This is a genomic window from Kitasatospora sp. Ki12 (assembly GCF_054601375.1).
Map to the genome: position 1 here is coordinate 1,371,148 of NZ_BAAIHT010000003.1, position 16,956 is coordinate 1,388,103.

A 16,956-nucleotide genomic window follows, 5' to 3' on the forward strand; every position below is an offset into this window, starting at 1 on the left:
GACCCAGTTGTTCAAATTGGAACAACCGAGTACGGTCGACATCCGATCCACCCGGATCCCCCGGATTCCACTCCGCCCCGGTCCACCCTCGATCGACGAAGGCTCGCCCATGCCTCAACCCGCCTCCGCCACGGTGCGCTCGCGTGTGCGCATCCCGCTGACCTTCCCCGACGGCTTCCACGCCGAGGCGGAGGTCTTCACCTTCCACGGCCTCGCCGACGGCGCCGAGCACCTGGCGCTCGCCCTCGGCACGGTCCCCGAGGGCGGGACGCCGCTGGTGCGGCTGCACTCCGAGTGCCTCACCGGCGACGTCTTCGGCTCGGACCGCTGCGACTGCGGGCCGCAGCTGCGCGAGTCGGTCGAGCGGATCGGCGAGGCCGGTGGCTACCTGCTCTACCTCCGCCAGGAGGGCCGGGGCATCGGGCTGTACAACAAGCTCGATGCGTACGCCCTGCAGGACTCCGGTTTGGACACGTACGACGCCAACACCGCGCTCGGCCTGCCCGAGGACGGCCGGGACTACACGGCCGCCGCCCAGATGCTCACCACACTCGGCGCCACCGGCATCGACCTGCTGAGCAACAACCCGGACAAGGCCGCCCAGCTGGCCGACCTCGGGATCACCGTGCGGCACCGGGTGCCGACGGGCGTGCACCTGTCGGCGAGCAACGTCCGCTACCTGACGGCGAAGGTGGAGCGGACGGGGCACTCGATCGAGCTGACCCGGCTGGTCGGCTGACCGGGCTGACGCGGTCGGCCCCGCCGGCCCGGCTGATCGAAGGTGCGGGCGGCGCGGTCCGGGCCCGGCGGCGTCAGCCGAGGGCGCGGCGGAGCCTGCGGCCGACGGCCGCGCCGAACCAGAGCACTTCCGCGGCGGCCGGGGCCGGGTCGTCCCGGGCGAGCCAGGAGCGCTCGGTGCCGCGCCGGGGGCGCAGGTCGGGCGGGATCCGCCGATCGTGCCAGGCGCTGACCAGGGCGGACGGCAGGTCGAGCTGCCCGACGGCGAAGCCGCGCTCCAGTTGCGGACCGGGCGGGACGGGGCGCCCGGTGAGGCCAAGGTGGAGGGCCCGGACCACGTCGACGCCGTCCACCGACTCGAAGGCGCGGAACTGGGCGCCGGTGCGCGGGTTGAAGTCGACCAGCAGGTACCGGCCGTCGCGCAGGTCGCGGCGCCAGTCGAGGTCGGCGACGCCACGGTAGCCGATCGCGCGGCAGAACCCCAGTGCCAGGGCGGCGAGTTCGGGGTTGGGCACGGCGCGCGCCCGGGTGGTCACCCCGGAGTACGGGGGCCAGGAGCGCACCTTCCGACCGGTGAACACGGTGTCCGGCGCCGACCCGGCGCCGCCGTCCGAACCGATCCAGAGATGGCTTATCCAGTCCTCGCAGCGCTCCTTCGGCAGGTACTCCTGGAGCAGCACCGAGGGCCGTCCGTCCGCCGGCAGGAGGGCGCGCAGGGCGGCCTCGTCCGGGACCACCGTGGTGTGACGGACGACCGGGTGGCGCAGCCGGGTCCAGGCCTCCAGGTTCTTCAGCACGACCGGGTAGCCCCAGTGCCGGGCGGTGGCGAGCAGTTCGTCCCGGGAGCCGGGCGCCAGGGCGCGCGGGGTGGGGACGCCGTGCCGGATACAGAGCCGGTACAGGCCCGCCTTGCTGGCGAGTTCGCGCGGCAGCGCGGGCGGCACCGGCGGCAGCAGGAACCGGTCGGCGAGCGCCTCCGCGTGCTCGGCGAGCAGGACGGCCCCCTCGTCGTCGGTGGCGACGGCGACGGCGGGCCGGCCGATGACCCGCCCGGCCGCCCGGATCCGCTCGACCAGTTCGGCCGGATCCTCCAGACCGGTGCTGGGGAGGACGAAGCCGCGGGTCAGGTACCGGGAGACGGCGGCCGGCGTGCGCGGGTGTTCGACCATCGCGTACACCGGCACGCCGAGGCGGCCGAGGGTGCGGATCACGCCGAGGCCGCCCGGGTGCTCGGGGTAGTGGCCGACCTTGACCAGCAGGGCCGGGACGGTCCGGTCCGGGTCGAGCGGGTGCGGCGGCGGGTGACGGTGGTCCGGCATGGTGGGGGCCTCGTAGCGGCTGGCGGGCGGGGCTGCGGAGGGGGCGGGGCGAGCGAGGTGGGGGCCGTACGGCGGGCCCGGGTACCGGGCGCCGGGTCACCTTCCATTCTGGCCCCGAGCGCTCGGTCCGGTCCCGGCGACACGGGCCGCAGACGGACGGGCCCCGGGCGGCGTACGGGCCGGAGACGGACGGAGCCCGAACGGCGTACGGGCCGGGGTGCGGGCAGCGTACGGGCCTGGGACGCGCGCGGTGAGGCGGCCGACGATGGACGCCCGGGCCGGGGCGGTCGAAGGGGCGGCACGTCGGCGAGCACGCAGAGCGACCGGCCGACCATCCGCTTCGGACTGTCGCCGAGGGCCGTCCGGGTGCAATCTGGGACGGGGGGCTCGGCCCTAGGAGGACGTGTCATGCCGTCGACCCGAGCAGCCCCGCCCGGCCCTCCGCACGCCCGCCCGTGGCGAGGGGGGCCGACGTGAACGGGCCGGCCGACGCCACCGGGCCGACCGACGCGAACGGCCCGGCCGACCGGGCGGCAGAGGGCACCGGATCCGCACCGGCCACCGGATCCACACCGATCGCCGGGGAGGTTCGGGCCACCGGGGATGTTCCGGTCACCGTGATCGGCGCCGGACCGTACGGCCTGGCCGTCGCCGCCCACCTGAGCCGCCGCGGCACCGCCTTCCGGGTCCTCGGCGAGCCGATGGACAGCTGGCGCGACCGGATGCCCGCCGGGATGTACCTCAAGTCCACTCCGCGCGCCTCCTCCATCTCCGACCCGGGCCGCCGGCACCGGCTGGAGGACTTCCGCGCACAGGAGGGGCGGCCGCCCGGCGGCGACCGGGAGCCGGTGCCGGTCGAGGAGTTCATCCGCTACGGGGAGTGGTTCCAGCGGCGCTGCGTGCCGCAGCTGGAGCGGACGGCGGTGCGGGCGGTGGCGGCGGACGGCCGGCGGTTCCGGATCGGCCTGGCGGACGGCACCGAGTTCGGCACCGCCGCCGTGGTGCTGGCGACCGGGCTCGGGCCCTACACATACGTGCCGGTCGAGTTCGCCGGCCTGGCGGCGGACGGGCTGCTCTCGCACACGGCCGACCACCACGACCTCACCCGGTTCGCCGGGCGGCGGGTCGCGGTGGTCGGGGCCGGGCAGTCCGCGTTGGAGAGCGCGGCGCTGCTCGCCGAGGCGGGCGCCGAGCCGACCGTGGTGGCGCGCACCCGCCACCTGCTGTTCGGCGAGCCACCGGACACCGACCTGCCCGCCGAGCGGCCGCTGCCCGAGCGGATCGTCAAGCCCGGTTCGACCCTCGGCCCCGGCTGGTCGCTGTCCGCCTACGCCACCGTGCCGTGGGCCTTCCGCCACCTGCCGGACCGAACCCGGTTGCGGCTCGTCCGGGAGGTACTGGGACCGTCCGGCGCCTGGTGGCTCCGGGACCGCGTGGAGGGCCGCCTCGCCCTGCTCGCCGGGCACCGGATCGAACGGATCCGGCCGACCGACGGCGGCGTCCGGCTGGAGCTGCACGGGGCTCCCGGCGGCACCCGTGTCCTGGACGTCGACCACGTGCTGGCCGCCACCGGCTACCGGGTGGACGTCGACCGGCTCGCCCTGCTCGGGCCCGAACTGCGGCGGGCCGTCCGGCGGGTGGCCGGATCGCCCCGGCTGACCGGCGGGTTCGAGTCCTCCGTACCCGGGCTGTACTTCACCGGGCTGTCCGCCGCCGCGACCTTCGGACCGGTGCTGCGCTTCGTCGCCGGTACGGGCTTCGCGGCCGGCCGGCTCGGCGCGGCCCTGGCGGGTTCGGCGCGCGGCCGGGCGATCCCGGTCCGCACGGGGGCAGCCGCGACGGCCGCCCCGACCACCGCAGGCCCGAACACGGCCGCGGGCCCTGACACCGCGGGCCCGGACACGACACCGGCGCGCGACTGAGGGGAGACGACCGCGATGGCCCGCCCGCCCGAACCGCACCCGGACCACCGTGGACCGGCCCTGACCGCGTCCCCCTCCCCCACATCCCGGGACGTCCTCCCCCCGCCTCCCGCACCGGCCCCGGACCACCTCACCGCGCGCCTCCTGGCCCGCGTCCTGCTCCCGGCCGCGCTGGCCCTCTGGCTGGTCTCGCTGCACCACGTCCGCCTGGACCGGATGGGCGACCTCGGACTCATCGAGGCCCTGCCCTGGACCTTCTGGGCCGCCGCCGCGACCCTCACCCTCGGCTTCGCCGCCGCCCTGCGCGACCGCCGCACCCCCGGCTGGCTCTACACCGGCTACCTGCTCTCCCTGATCGCCGTCCTGCACGCCAGCACCCCGCTCGTCTACTCCCAGCTCAGCAACGCCTGGGCGTGGAAGCACGTGTCGATGGTCGACGTGCTGCTGCGCGCCGGAGGCCTGCCCACCGCCAACGACCACGGGCTGGACGTCTACAGCCAGTGGCCCGGCTTCTTCGCGGTCAACGGCCTCCTGGTCAAGGCCACCGGGATCCACTCCGCGCTCTCCTACGCCCCGTACGCGCCGCCGCTGGCCGACGCGCTGCTGCTCGGACCGCTGGTGATGCTCTACCGGACCTTCTCCCGCAGCCGGCGGCTGGTCTGGGCGGGGGCCTGGGTGTTCTACTGCTGCTTCTGGGTGACGCAGGACTACTTCGCCCCGCAGACCTTCACCTTCGTGCTGTACGTCGCGGTGATCGCCACCGTGGTGCGCTGCCTGCCCAGGGCCGGGCCGCGCGGGCGCTCCCCCACCCGGGACGGACCCCTCGGCCGGGGCGCCCACGCCCTGCACCGGCCCCGATGGCCCACCTTCCCGCCCGTCGGAGTGCGCTGGACCCTGCTGGTCCTGCTGCTGCCGGTCGCCGCGATCGTCTGCTCGCACCCGTTGACGCCGCTGATGCTGGTGGTCAGCCTGACCGCGCTCGCCCTCCCCCGGCGCAACCGGCCGGTCGTCCTGCCCCTGCTGCTCGCCACCGTGCTGCTCACCGCCGCCTGGGACCTCACCGTCGCCCGGCCGTTCCTGTCCGCGAACATCGCCACCATGGTGCACGGGCTCACCCAGCCCGGCGGCAACGCCGGAGCCGGGCTCATCAACCTGTCGCTCGCCTCCCGCGGACAGCAGCTGGTGGCCTGGACCGACCGCACCCTCTCCGCCGCGGTCTGGCTGCTCGCGCTGGCCGCGCTGATCCGCCGCCCCTCGCTGCGGCGCACCGCGCTGCCGCTGCTCGCGGTGGCGCCGGTGGTACTGCTGGTCGCCAACAGCTACGACGGCGAAATGCTGTTCCGTGCCTACATGTTCGGACTCCCGGCGACGGCCTTCGGCACCGCCGCGATGCTCCTCGGAGCGGGCCGGCGGGCCCGGTTCGCCCTCGCCCGGGCCGGCCGGACCGTCGCCGTGCCGGTGCTGCTGGCCACCCTGTTCGCCGGGTTCTCGCTGAGCTACTACGGCAAGGAGTACGCGCTCTACTTCACCCAGGCCGAGACCCAGGCGTCCGTCTGGATGTTCCAGCACGCCCCGCCCGGCTCGACGATCGTCGGCGTCACCGAGGACTTCCCCGGCGGCTACACCTCCTACGACAAGTACGGGCGGGTGTGGATCAACATGCAGGGCGAGTGGGCCCGGCGCGGCTTCGCCGTCGACCCGGCGGGGACGCTCGACACCCTGGTCGGCGACCAGCCCCGGCACGTCTACCTGATGCTCAACAAGGCGCAGGCGGGCCGGGTGCACGCCACCGGGCTGCTGTCGGTCGGGCTGCCGCAGATCCAGGCCGAGCTCGCGGACAACTCGCAGTTCACCGTGCTCTACCGGAACCAGGACGCCACGGTGTACGAGTTCACGCCGTCCGTCGCCGCCGGGCGGTCGCCATGACCGGGCGCGGGGCTGGACACGGGGCCGGACACCGGGGCGCGCGCGGGCCGGGACCGTGGGCGGGCGTCGCCGTCCGGCGGGCGGACGTGACGGGGCGGCTCGCGCTGGCGGCGGCGGCCTGGCTGCCCGTGCTGGCCCTGCTGCTCCCGGCCGGCGCCCCGCTGCGGATCGCGGTGATCATCGGCGTCGGGCTGGTGCTCCCCGGATTCCCGATAGTCCGCCGGCTGCCGCCCGAGCACCGCGCCGCCGATCGCGCCCCGGCGGCGCGTCGGCTTCGGCTGGGCGTCCTGAGCGTCGCCGTCAGCCTGGGGTGCGCGACGGTCGTCGCCGAGTCGCTGTTCCTCACCCACCACCTCACGCCGGGGCTCGCCCTCGTCGTGCTGGCCGGCCTCGGGACGGTGGCAGCGCTCGCGCCCGGCGGGGCGGGGCGGGGCTGAGGAGTGACGGCGAACAGATGACAGGTGACAGGTGACAGCGAACAGATTTCAGATTTCAACATCTGTTATCTGTTCGCTGTCATCTGTTCGCCGCCGCCCGGCTGCCCCGCCGCCCGGCCGCCCCGTCGGCCCGCGGCGCTCAGCCCGCCGACCGCCACCGGACGGTCCGCAGCGTCCCGTACGCCGCGAGCGGGAGTGCGACCAGCAGCGCCGCCCAGAAGGCCCCGTGCCCCCACAGCTCGGCGAACCACCCGAACTGCCCCTGGAACACCGGGATCCGCAGCGCCTCGATCGGCCCGAGCGGCCCGGGCCAGGAGCCCAGCACCAGCGCGGCCAGGATCCAGCCGACCAGCAGGACCCGGGCGGTGACCGGCGTCCCCAGGGTGCTCGCGAGCGAGGCGACCGCCAGCAGCACGACGAACCCGGCCTGGTAGGCCGCGCCGGCCTGTCCGGTCCCCCAGGAGTCCGGCGTCGGGTGGTGCCCGGTGGCCGCCAGCCGTACCTCGACCGCGCCCCACAGCAGCAGCACCAGCACCCCGGTGCTGCCGAGCGCGAACAGCACCCGGTCGCGGACGCCCTCGCCACCCGTCCGCCACCGCTTGCCGTCCGGCCGCACCCGCCCGGCCGTGCCGTGCCCGTCGAGCCGCCGCCAGGCCTCCCGGACCTGCCGCCGCGCCTCGTGCGCGGGCTTGAGCAGTCGACCGGCCGCCCGCTCGATCAGGGTGAACGACACCACGATCGCCACCACCGCCGCGATGCCGGCCCAACTGCCCATCCCACCCTCGAACATGACCACCCGCTCGGCCACCGGCTTCGGCGCCTCCACGGCCGTCATCGGCGGCCCCAGCCGTAGGTAGCCGATGGCGAAGGCCCCGATGCCGGTCAGCGCCGCGGTGCCGAAGCCGACCCGGGCCGGGAAGAAGGCGAGGACGGCCGCTGCCACCAGCGCCGCCCCGAGTTGCCCGACGACCTGCTGCGCCGCGTGTTCGCCGGCCTTCTTCAGCGGCCCTCCGAACGCCTCGTCCGGCGAGATCTTGAGCTGGACCCCGGCCTCGATCGGGTAGCGGAACACCGCCCCCGCCCAGAGGAGCAGCCCGAAGGCGAGGAGCAGGAGCAGCACGGCGCCCGTCCGGCGCGGCAGGGCGGTGCGGGCGTGCGGCCACCACGCCCGGACCCGGGCCGGCCAGTCCACCGGCGTACGCTCCCGCCCCTGCCACGGCCGGGCCTGCCAGAGCCGCCCGAGCCGCCCGTCCCGGCCGGTCCCGCCCTGTCGGCTCTCGGCGGCGGACTGTTCGGCCCGGCCCCGGCCGCGCGGGCGCAGCGCGACGGCGGCGACCAGCGCCGCCCGCCCGGCTTCCTCCCCCGGGTCGGCCCGCACCGCCCGCCGCCGCAGCGCCGACCAGCGGCGCCGGACCGCGTCCGGGGCGGCGACGGGATCGGGCGCGGGCCTCCGGACCGCCGAGCGTACGACGGTGCGCAGGCCGGCGCCGGCGGCCAGGGCGCCGTCCACCACCACCGCCGCGACCAGGGCGGCGAGTTCCGAGACCCGCTCGGGCAGCGGCAGCCGGTGCAGGGCGGCGGGCAGCGGCGAGATCCGGCCGAGCAGCCGGTCGCCCTCCTCGGGGCGGATGCTCAGCCACACCGCGACCCGGTGCGCCTCCTCGCGTTCCTGCGAGCTCAGCCCGTCGCCGCCCCGCCGGCCGCCGCCGACGACGCGTGCCGCGCGGTCCACCTCGGCCAGGACGTCGGGCAGTCCGGCCAGGGCGAGCAGCCGCGAGCAGTGCTCGCCGGAGCATTCGGGGTGGAAGCAGTCGTAGCGGGCGGCGACGGCCGGGGCGCCGGTCCTGACCAGGTCGTCGATGAAGGCGGCGCCGTCCGCCTCGGTGGCGATGCGTTCCAGTCCGGGGGTGTCGATCGGGCGGTCGAGGTAGCACGGGGTGGCGGAGGGGGCGAACGCGGCGCCGAAGGCGAGCAGCGCGAGGGCGGCGACGGCGTCCCGCCGGGAGCCGGGGGCGCGGGCCACGTCGGTGAGGTAGTGCAGGTCGAAGAGGTTGTCCTGGACGTCGTCGCGGAGCCAGTCGCGCAGCCGTTCCGCGCCTCCGGCGGAGAGCCAGCGGGCGGCGTCGCCGGAGCGCCGGAGCAGGACCTCGGCGAGCTTGGCCGGGTCGGTGAAGGGGGCTCCGAAGAAGGTGACCGGCCGGTGCGTGGGTCGCCCGCCGTCCGGCTGGGCCTGCCGCCGGACCACCGCGGGGCTGCCGCCGGCCAGCCAGCTGCGGACCTGCGAGGCGGTCCAGCGGTCGTCCGGGTTCTTGGTGAACAGCCCTTGGAGGAGCAGCAGTTGGCGCTGGTCCGTGACGGCGGTCAGGTCGACCTCCTCGCCCAGGACGAGTTCCAGCTGCAGCGCCTCGTCGCTGATCAGCAGGCCGTCCGCGCCGAGGAAGCGGGGGCGGCCGACGAACAGCTCGTACAGGACGTTGCCGAGCGCCCACCAGGGGCCGGCCTCGTGGTTGCGGCCGGCCAGCTGCTCGGGGGCCATGTAGGGGATGGTGACGATGGTCTCGGGCGTGAAACGGCGGCTGGCGGTGAGCCGGGCGACGCCGCCGAAGTCGGCGATCACGAACTCGCCGGGCGGACGGCCGGGGCGCACCAGGATGTTGGCCGGCTTGAAGTCCAGCGGGTTGCGCTCGATCCGCCGCTGCCAGAAGTCGAGCAGGGCGACGAGCTCATAGACGATCCGCTCGGCCTCCCGGCGGTCGCCGGACCGGCCGCCGCGGCGCAGGCCGGCGAAGTGGTCGGCGAGGGTGACCGGCAGGTACTCCATGGCCACCCAGTCGAGTTCGCCGCCGTGGTGGCCGACCCGGCCGAAGTCGACGATGTGCGGGACGTGCCGGCGGTAGTCGTCGTTGCGCAGGTGGGCGAGCAGGTCGGCGTCCATGGACTGGCCGGCGACCGCGACCTTGACCGCGGCCTCGCCGCCCCCGTCGGTGCGCCGGACGTGCCAGACGGTGCCCTCGGTGCCGGAACCGGCCACGGCCTGCGGCGTGAAGCGCGCCCGCAGGGCGTCCGGGAAGACGCTGGTGAACCGTCCACCGGACGCGCCGCCCCGGGCACCCCCGGCACCGGTGACGCCTTCGCCGCGCGTGGCTCCTTCGCCGCCGGCCCTCCCCGCGCCGCTGGCCGTCCCGCCGCCGCCCCGGCTGGGCCCGGGCCCGACCTTGGCGGCCCAGGACGGACCGTCGGAGCGCCCGGCGCCCGCCCGGCGGTGGACCTTGGTCGGGGCGTCCGGGTCGAACCGGTTCCCGCCGTCCGGTGCGCCCCGCTGGATCCTGGTCGGGGCCTCCGGGTCGAAGTGGGCGCCGCCCTCCGGTGCGCCCCGCTCGACCCGAGTGAGCGCCTCCGGATCGGAGCCGCCGCCGTCCGGTGTCCGCCGGGTCGCGGCCTCCGGATCGACCCGGGTGCCCGGGACGGGCCCGAGCCGGGACGGCCGGTCCGGGACGGCGCCGAGGCGCCGCCGCCACGGCCGCCGGTCCACCGTGGTCCGGGGCTCGGGGGGCCGGGACCCGGGCCGGGGCTCGCCCCCGGCCTCCGACCGGCGGCCCGGTCGACCGCCGTCGTCCGCCCCCGCGTCCTCCGGTGTGGCCATGCTGGCGCTCCCCTCCCCGCTTCCCGGGCCCGGCGCGGGGGCCTCCCCACGCACGCGCCGGTCCGGGTGGTCCGATTTTGACGCGCCATCATCCCGCATGGCGAGCGGTGGTGTCGGACGCTTTTCCGGAACGCTGCCAAGCGGTTGCACGACCGCCGCCGGACGCGTCCGACCAGCCCGCTCCGGCCCCGCCCGGACGCGCCCCGGGACCTGCCCCAGACGACCCCCGGACGGGCCCCTGACGGACCCGGAGCACCCCGCTACCGCTGCCAGACCCGGACGTAGTCGACCTGGAGCGTGGCGGGCACGGCGGTGGGCCCCCCGATGCTGGGCTGGACGGCGTTGTCGACCATCAGCCACATCGGCGCCGAGGTGACGCCCGCGGTGATGGTGGCGACCAGGACGCCGTCCCGGTAGTAGTCGACCCGCCCCGGCTGCCAGTCGCTGCCGAAGACGTGCCAGCCGGTGAGGTCGCTGTCCGCGCAGGAGCCGGTGGAGGCGATGTCCGAGTTGAAGTACGAGCAGACCCGGCCGTGCAGGCCCTCCATCACGTCGTTCTCGCCGCCCGCCGGCCAGTCGGCGCCGACGCTCCAGAAGGCGGGCCAGTTGGCGACCACGCCGGGCGCGGCGGCGGGCACGTCGATCCGGGCCTCCATCGCGCCGTGGGCGAAGGAGAACTTGCCCTTGCTGTTGACCATGCCGGAGACGTACGGGAGGGTCCGGCCGCCGCAGCTCTGCTGCTTCGCCACGGCGGTGATCCGCAGCAGGCCGTCGCGGACGGAGACCTGGGAGGCGTCGTAGCAGTCGAGTTCCTTGGTGTTGACGGGCGCGGTCACGCCGTCGGGGTGCGCGGCGTCGGGGCTGCCGGTGGACCACTTGGCCCGGTCGAGCGAGCCGCCGTCGAACTCGTCCTCGAACACCAGGTGCCAGTCGCCGGGGATGCCGGTCGGCATCGCGGCCGCCGCCAGCTGCGTGGGGACGGCGGACGGGCTCGCCACCCCGGGCGCGGCTCCCCCGCCGCCCCCGCCGGAGCACCCGGCGAGGGCGACGAGCAGCAGCAGGGCGGCCGCCGGCGCGCCCCGGCGGCCGAACCGGACGGGCCGGGTACGGCGGCGCGGCGGGCGGGCCGGGTCCTGCCGGGCGGGGTCCTGCCGGGCGGGGTCCTGCCGGGCGGGGCGGCGCGGCGGCGTGCGGCGGCGTTCCATGGCGACGGGCACCTCCTCACCTCGCCTGATCAGGGTTCCACCGCGGGCCCGCCCCCGCATCCGGTGCCCCCGAGGCCCTGCCGCCCTCGTACGGGGCCCAGGGCCGGGCCGTCACGTCTCCACCGGCCCGCCGACCGGTCGGCCGAGCCCGGCCCGGAGCCGCCGGTAGGCCCGCCACCCCTTGGTGCGCAGCCGCTCGGGGAAGGGCGCGACGGGGGCGCCGGTGCCCTGCGTCCAGCGCCGGAACAGCTCGGGCGGGGTGTCGGCGCGGACCATCAGCCGGGCGATCCGCAGCGGTTCGTCGCAGGAGGAGCTGAAGGCGTTGGCGACGGCGCAGGCGCTGGTCCAGCCGGCCTTCTGGACGCAGCGGCGCACGGCCGCGCTGGAGTACCCGTGCGGGTAGGCGAAGGAGCTGACGGGGTGGCCCAGCAGGTCCTCCAGCTGGCTCTTGCAGCCGTACACCTCCTCGCGCAGCCGCCGGCCGGGCAGGGTGTCGAGCTGGGGGTGGGTGCGGGTGTGGCCGCCGATCTCTACGCCGAGCGCGTCGAGGTTGGCGAGCTGGCGCCAGCTGAGCATCGCGGCGGGCGGCAGCAGGCTGCCGTCGGCGGGGTGGCCGGGGGTGTGCAGCGCGCCGGTGGTGACGAACAGGGTGGCGGGCAGGTCGCGTTCGCCCAGCAGCGGGGCGACGGTCCAGTAGAAGTCCGCGAAGCCGTCGTCGAAGGTGAGCACGGCGCAGTGGTCGGGCACGGGCGGTCCGCCGCGCAGCGCGCCGACCAGGCGGTGCAGCGGGACGACGGCGAGGCCGGCGTCGGCGATCCGGTCGAGCTGTTCGGCCAGGACCCGCGGCCTGACGGTGTACGGGGCGATCCAGCCCGGCGGGTCGTCGCTGACCGCGTGGTAGAGGAAGACCGGGACGACGGTGCTCACTGCGTGCCCCCCGGGCGGGCCGCGGTGCTCCCGGAGCGTTCCCCGGCCGCGGCCCGGGCCCCGCGCAGCCGCCCGACCGCGTACCCGCCGGCCGTCCAGGCGACCCCGGTGAGCAGCGCCCCCGCCCGGCGCGGCCCGCCCCCGCCCGGGCGCAGGCAGCGGGCGAGGGCGCGCGGGACGGTCGAGCGCAGGTAGCGGCGTTCGCTGGCGAGCGCGGCGGCGGTCCCGCGGCGGCGGGCGACGGCGGCCTTGGAGAGGCCCTCGGCGTAGCAGCGGGCGCGGAAGTACGCCCAGCGGGTGCGCGCGGCGGGGACGTGGTGGCGGACGGCGGCGGCGGGCCGGTAGAGCAGGACGGCGCCGGGCCGGCGTTCGGCCAGCCGCAGGCACAGGTCGGTCTCCTCGCAGCCGAGCGGGCGGGTGCCGATCCGGCCGAGGTCGGTCCGGAAGCCGCCGGCCGCGAGCACCTCGGCGCGCCGGAAGGACATGTTGGCACCGATCAGATTGCGGACCGGGGCCTCGTGCGGGGGCAGACCGCGGTAGGAGCAGCCGACCACCCAGTCGAACTCGGGCGGGAACCAGGCCGGGCGGGCGGTGTCCCAGCGCGGGCGGATCAGGCCGCCGACGCCGAGCACGCGCGGGTCGCGGTAGCCGGCCAGCAGGTGGTCGGCCCAGTCGGGTTCGGCGGCCGCGTCGTCGTCCAGGTAGGCGACGACGTCTCCGTGGGCGGCACCGGTGCCGGTGTTGCGGGCGCCGGACAGACCGCGGGCCTGCTGGTTCTCCAGGACGCGGACGCCGGTCAGTTCGGTACGGGCGAGGCGGGCGAGCTCGGGGCAGTGGTCGACGACCAGCAGGGTCTCGTCGGGCGGGCGGCGCTGGGCGGCGACGGAGCGGACGGCGTCGGCGAGGTCGTCCCAGCGGTCCGTGGTGTAGGCGCAGATGACCACCGAGAGGGTGGGCGCGGGGCCGCTCACGGCGCGCCTCCGGAGGGTCCGGCCACCGTCCCGGCCTGCCTCGCCGCCCGGGACGACCCAGAAACCGCGGATGCCCCGGACAGCCCGGACACCGCGGACGGCCCGGCCGTACCGGCCGCACCCGAGGCCGCGGGCGGCCTGGGCAGCCAGCGCGGCAGGGTGACCAGCAGCGGCAGGGCGACCAGGCATTCGGCGATCAGCCACCCGACGCCGACGCCGGTGAGCCCGTACCCGGGCAGCAGCACGACGACGAGGCCGACCGCGAGCAGGCAGAACGCGCACTGCAGCCCGATGATCCAGCCGAGGGCCCGGCGCGCCCGGGCCACGTCGATGGCGACGCTGAACAGCAGGTTGGGCAGCGCGGAGAGGGCGAGCAGCCGCAGCACCAGCGTGCCGTGCTCGGCGTAGGGGGCGCCGAACAGCCGCAGCAGCCAGGGCGCGGCGATCACCACGAAGCCGACGCCGACGGCGAGCAGGAGTCCGGCGTGCCGCAGCACCCGGCGGCCGTGTTCGGCGAGCCGTTCGGGGGCGTGCGCGGCCTCGACGATGAGTGAGCTGCCCATGTTGAGCGCGGCGAGGTACAGCGTGTAGGCGATGACCCAGGCGAGCGAGAAGTAGGCGTTGGCGGCGGCCCCGAACTGGTTGAGGACGAGCAGCGGCAGGATGTTGTAGGCGGTGAGCCGGAACAGCGAGCCGAGGTAGTCGGCGGCGCAGTAGCGCAGCAGTCTGGCGGGCGGCCGGCCGTCGGCGTGCCGGCGCCCGTGCGCGGGGATGCCGCGGCGGAACAGGAACAGGCTGGTGACGGTGAGCGAGACGGCGAGCGCGCCGGCCCAGGACAGCAGGATGCCGGTGCCGAGCGCCCAGACGGCGAACAGGGCGAGCAGGGCGGCCTTGGCCGCGGCGAACAGGGCGTTCTCGCCGAGCACCCAGTTCGGGCGGCGCAGCCCGGTGAGGGCGCCGTCCTGGAGGACGAACAGGCTGTACCCGGCGGTCGCGGCGACGAAGGCGAGTGCGTACGCCGGGGACTGCAGGAAGCTCAGTTCGGGGGCGAGTTGGGGGACCACGACGAGGAAGACGACGGCGACGGCGGCGCTGCAGGCGACGGCGGCGCCGTAACAGGCCGCCACCAGGCGCCGGGTGTGCGGTCCGGCGGCGGGGACGAAGCGGACCAGGACGTCGCCGAGGGTGAGCTGTCCGATGCCGGAGAGCAGGCCGGCGGCGGAGAGCGCGGCGTAGCTGCGGCCGACGGTGTCGGGGCCGTACCAGCGGGTGGCGAGCATCCAGAACAGGGCGCCGAAGGCGGCGGTGAGGACCGAACTGGCGGTCAGCACGTGCCCGTTGCGCAGCAGCGGTTCCCCGGCGGTGGCGACCCGCAGGCGGGCCCGCAGCAGGGTGGTGTACGAGCACTCGCAGGGCAGCGGCAGCGGGCAGGAGCAGGCGCGGCGGCCCCGGGCCGGCCGGGTGGCGGGACCGGCGGCGGGCCCGGTGGCGGACGCGGTGCGCGCGGACACGGCGGGTTCACCCGGTCCGGCCCGCGGGGGTCCGGGCGAGTGCCCGGACCAGGTGGACGCTGCGCGCGTACCCGAGCGGGCCGTAGAGCAGGCCCTGCAGCTCCAGCCGGGCGAGGCGCCGGGTGGGGCGACGGCCCGCCCCGCCCGGGTCCGGCCGGGTGCGGGCGCGGTGGGCCGCGTAGCGGAGGCCGCTGGGCAGGCGGCGCAACAGGGCGGGCAGCATGGCGGGTTCGTGGTGCAGGGCGGCGACGAGGTAGGCGCCGAAGCCCGCGCCGTAGCCGAAGGCCTGGGCCGGCAGGGCGTCCATGGTGCGCCGGTGGCGGTGCCAGATGATGGCGTCGGGCACGTAGGCAAGGGCGTGGCCGGCGACCAGGATGCGGAAGAAGGCGAGCAGGTCGTCGCCGCCGCGGGCCGGGGTGCCGGTACCGGTGGCGGGGTCGAAGCCGCCGAGGGCGCGCAGCGGCGCGGTACGGAAGGCCATGTTGGCGCCGGAGCCGAAGCGGCCGGCGGCGAACGGGAAGAGCGGGTCGGCGAGGCGGTCGGCGAGGGTCCAGGTCCGGGCGGCGAAGCCCTTGGCGAAGCCGCCGTGGTGCTCCAGCGCGGCCTGGGCGGGGGTGTCGAGTTCGGCGGGCAGGATCAGGCCGGTGACGCAGCCGATCCGCTCGTCCTCGGCGAAGGTCCGCGCCAGGGCGCCGATCCAGTCGGGGTCGGCGAGGGTGTCGTCGTCGGTGAAGGCGACGATCTCGCCGGTGACGGCGGCCAGCCCGGTGTTGTGGGCCCGGGCCAGGCCCGCCACCGGCTCGCGCAGGTAGCGGACCCGGCTCCGGTACCGGTCCCGGATCAGCCGTTCGGCGCTGTCGTCGGCGGGGGCGTTGTCCACGACGACGACCTCGAACCGCGGATAGCCGTTCCGCAGCAGGGAGTCGAGGCAGGATCGCAGCATGCCCGCGCGGTTGTGGGTGGCGACGACCACGCTGACGGTGACCGGGCCCGCGGGCACCCGGGCGCGGCCGGCCCGACCAGGGCGCGCCGCGGGTGTCGCGGTGGACAGGGCGGGAACGCGCAGTTCCCGGTGAGCGGCGTCGACCAGCGCCCGACGCAGCTCGGCGCTGTGGCCGGCTGCCCCGGTGGCCGTGACCAAGCCGAGCGGGTGTCCGTGCAGCCGCACCAACGCCAACACGCGTCCGTCCGGGGCGCCGGCACCGAGACCGCCGGGCGAGCGCAGCCCGCTCGGCTCGTCCAGGTCCAGGTCGACGACGCGGACGGGGGTGTGGAGCGAGTCGCGGACGGCGGGGCGCGGGCAGGCGGCTGCGGTGCGCCGGTCGGTGCCATTCATCAGCGCTCCCCCGCGGGGGCGGCCGCCGGGGACCGGGCACCGGGGCGCTCGGCGATCAGGGTCCTCAGCACCCGGCGGCCGTCGGAGACGGCGTGCAGGTGCGAGCGACCGCTGCGGCGGGGGAGTTCCAGGCTCGGCACTTCGGCGATCCGCAGCCCGGAGCGCAGCGCGTGCGCGACCATCTCGGCCTCGATCTCGAAGCCGGTGGACCGCAGGTCGAGCGCGTCCAGGAAGGAACGGCGGAAGGCGCAGTAGCCGTAGCACAGGTCGGTGAGCCGCGTGTCGTACAGCTTGTTGACGACGGCGAGCAGGGCCCGGTTGCCGAGCGAGCGGACCCGGGTGAAGTCGAGCGAACCGCCGCCGGCGATGCAGCGCGAGCCCTTGACGAAGTCGAACCCGTTGTCCAGGAAGTGCAGGAAGTGCGGGATCTCGCCGGGCCACATGGAACCGTCGGCGTCCATCATGACGACGTACTCGCCGGTGGCGGCGGCGAACCCGGTGCGCAGGGCGTTGCCCTTGCCGGGGCCGCGCTGCTGGACGCTGCGGACCGTCGGCAGGCAGTACCGGGCCATCGGGACGGTCGCGTCGCTGGACGCGCCGTCGACCAGGATGACCTCGTCGACGCAGCGCGGGATCTGCTCGAAGACCCAGGGGATGTTGCGGGCCTCGTTGTGGGCCGGGATCACGAGGCTGACCCGGTGGGTGGTGCCGATGCCGTCGCCGGCCCGGCGCGACGGCCGCTCGGCGCGGCGGCGGTCGGTCCGGTCGTCGGCCCGGCGGTCGGCCCGGTCGTCGGCGCGCCGGTTCGGGTGGGCCGGGCGGTCGGGCCCGGCGCGGTCGGGCGCGGTCCGATCGGGCACGGAGCCGGGGCTCCGGGCGGGGCGGGAGTCTGCGTCGGGAGACATGGTGGTGCTCATCTGAGCGGCCTCTCGGGGGGAGGCTGTGGGCGGGCGCCGGCACGGCGCGGCCCCTGGTGTCCGGCGAACGGGCGACCGGTGCGGGCGGATACGCGCGGGTCGAG

At 76.5% G+C, this 16,956-nt stretch carries 12 protein-coding genes; 4 read left to right on the forward strand and 8 right to left on the reverse strand.

Annotated elements, in window-relative coordinates; translation table 11 throughout:
• Window positions 1-109: 109 nt before the first annotated feature.
• A complete protein-coding gene (locus ACYP53_RS36640) occupies window positions 110-739 on the forward strand; it encodes a GTP cyclohydrolase II (protein WP_459650587.1) in 630 nt (209 codons plus the stop codon).
• A gap of 73 nt (window positions 740-812) precedes the next feature.
• Here the strand turns inward: ACYP53_RS36640 and ACYP53_RS36645 are convergent, their stop codons facing one another.
• A complete protein-coding gene (locus ACYP53_RS36645; RefSeq protein ID WP_459650588.1) occupies window positions 813-2,057 on the reverse strand; it encodes a carboxylate--amine ligase in 1,245 nt (414 codons plus the stop codon).
• A 473-nt stretch (window positions 2,058-2,530) separates the two neighbouring features.
• Here ACYP53_RS36645 and ACYP53_RS36650 point away from each other — a divergent pair, with 473 nt between their 5' ends.
• The 3 genes from ACYP53_RS36650 to ACYP53_RS36660 all read left to right on the forward strand — a co-directional run bounded on the left by ACYP53_RS36650 (window position 2,531) and on the right by ACYP53_RS36660 (window position 6,342).
• Window positions 2,531-3,979, forward strand: a complete 1,449-nt coding sequence (locus ACYP53_RS36650; protein WP_459650589.1) for an NAD(P)-binding domain-containing protein — start codon at window positions 2,531-2,533, stop codon at window positions 3,977-3,979.
• 15 nt (window positions 3,980-3,994) lie between these two features.
• Complete coding sequence (locus tag ACYP53_RS36655; protein ID WP_459650590.1) at window positions 3,995-5,905, forward strand: glycosyltransferase; 1,911 nt, start codon at window positions 3,995-3,997, stop codon at window positions 5,903-5,905.
• 86 nt (window positions 5,906-5,991) lie between these two features.
• Window positions 5,992-6,342 carry a hypothetical protein gene (locus ACYP53_RS36660; protein ID WP_189913661.1) on the forward strand — a complete coding sequence of 117 codons (351 nt, stop codon included), beginning with the start codon at window positions 5,992-5,994 and terminating at the stop codon, window positions 6,340-6,342.
• 139 nt (window positions 6,343-6,481) lie between these two features.
• Here ACYP53_RS36660 and ACYP53_RS36665 read toward each other — a convergent pair whose 3' ends face one another.
• The 7 genes from ACYP53_RS36665 to ACYP53_RS36695 all read right to left on the reverse strand — a co-directional run bounded on the left by ACYP53_RS36665 (window position 6,482) and on the right by ACYP53_RS36695 (window position 16,840).
• Window positions 6,482-9,985: a protein kinase domain-containing protein gene (locus tag ACYP53_RS36665; RefSeq protein WP_459650591.1), complete on the reverse strand. Its 3,504-nt coding sequence runs from the start codon at window positions 9,983-9,985 to the stop codon at window positions 6,482-6,484.
• Between the two features lie 260 nt (window positions 9,986-10,245).
• Window positions 10,246-11,202, reverse strand: a complete 957-nt coding sequence (locus ACYP53_RS36670) for a glycoside hydrolase family 16 protein (protein WP_459650592.1) — start codon at window positions 11,200-11,202, stop codon at window positions 10,246-10,248.
• A 99-nt stretch (window positions 11,203-11,301) separates the two neighbouring features.
• Window positions 11,302-12,117: a polysaccharide deacetylase family protein gene (locus ACYP53_RS36675; RefSeq protein WP_459650593.1), complete on the reverse strand. Its 816-nt coding sequence runs from the start codon at window positions 12,115-12,117 to the stop codon at window positions 11,302-11,304.
• Entirely contained in the window at window positions 12,114-13,088 is a 975-nt protein-coding gene (locus ACYP53_RS36680; RefSeq protein WP_459650594.1) for a glycosyltransferase family 2 protein, read from the reverse strand. The genes ACYP53_RS36675 and ACYP53_RS36680 overlap by 4 nt, the downstream gene beginning before the upstream one ends.
• Window positions 13,085-14,599 carry a lipopolysaccharide biosynthesis protein gene (locus ACYP53_RS36685; RefSeq protein ID WP_459650595.1) on the reverse strand — a complete coding sequence of 505 codons (1,515 nt, stop codon included), beginning with the start codon at window positions 14,597-14,599 and terminating at the stop codon, window positions 13,085-13,087. Before ACYP53_RS36685 ends, ACYP53_RS36680 begins: the two co-directional genes overlap by 4 nt.
• Window positions 14,600-14,606: 7 nt before the next feature.
• Window positions 14,607-15,935 carry a glycosyltransferase gene (locus tag ACYP53_RS36690; protein WP_459650596.1) on the reverse strand — a complete coding sequence of 443 codons (1,329 nt, stop codon included), beginning with the start codon at window positions 15,933-15,935 and terminating at the stop codon, window positions 14,607-14,609.
• Window positions 15,935-16,840, reverse strand: a complete 906-nt coding sequence (locus tag ACYP53_RS36695; protein WP_268256525.1) for a glycosyltransferase family 2 protein — start codon at window positions 16,838-16,840, stop codon at window positions 15,935-15,937. Before ACYP53_RS36695 ends, ACYP53_RS36690 begins: the two co-directional genes overlap by 1 nt.
• Window positions 16,841-16,956: the final 116 nt, after the last annotated feature.

What these genes read in the sequence shown, in the direction of transcription:
- ACYP53_RS36695 (WP_268256525.1), bottom strand. Translation starts at nt 16,840, where the DNA reads ATGTCTCCCGACGCAGACTCCCGCCCCGCCCGGAGCCCCGGCTCCGTG.
- ACYP53_RS36655 (WP_459650590.1), top strand. Translation starts at nt 3,995, where the DNA reads ATGGCCCGCCCGCCCGAACCGCACCCGGACCACCGTGGACCGGCCCTG.
- ACYP53_RS36690 (WP_459650596.1), bottom strand. Translation starts at nt 15,935, where the DNA reads ATGAATGGCACCGACCGGCGCACCGCAGCCGCCTGCCCGCGCCCCGCC.
- ACYP53_RS36645 (WP_459650588.1), bottom strand. Translation starts at nt 2,057, where the DNA reads ATGCCGGACCACCGTCACCCGCCGCCGCACCCGCTCGACCCGGACCGG.
- ACYP53_RS36640 (WP_459650587.1), top strand. Translation starts at nt 110, where the DNA reads ATGCCTCAACCCGCCTCCGCCACGGTGCGCTCGCGTGTGCGCATCCCG.
- ACYP53_RS36665 (WP_459650591.1), bottom strand. Translation starts at nt 9,985, where the DNA reads ATGGCCACACCGGAGGACGCGGGGGCGGACGACGGCGGTCGACCGGGC.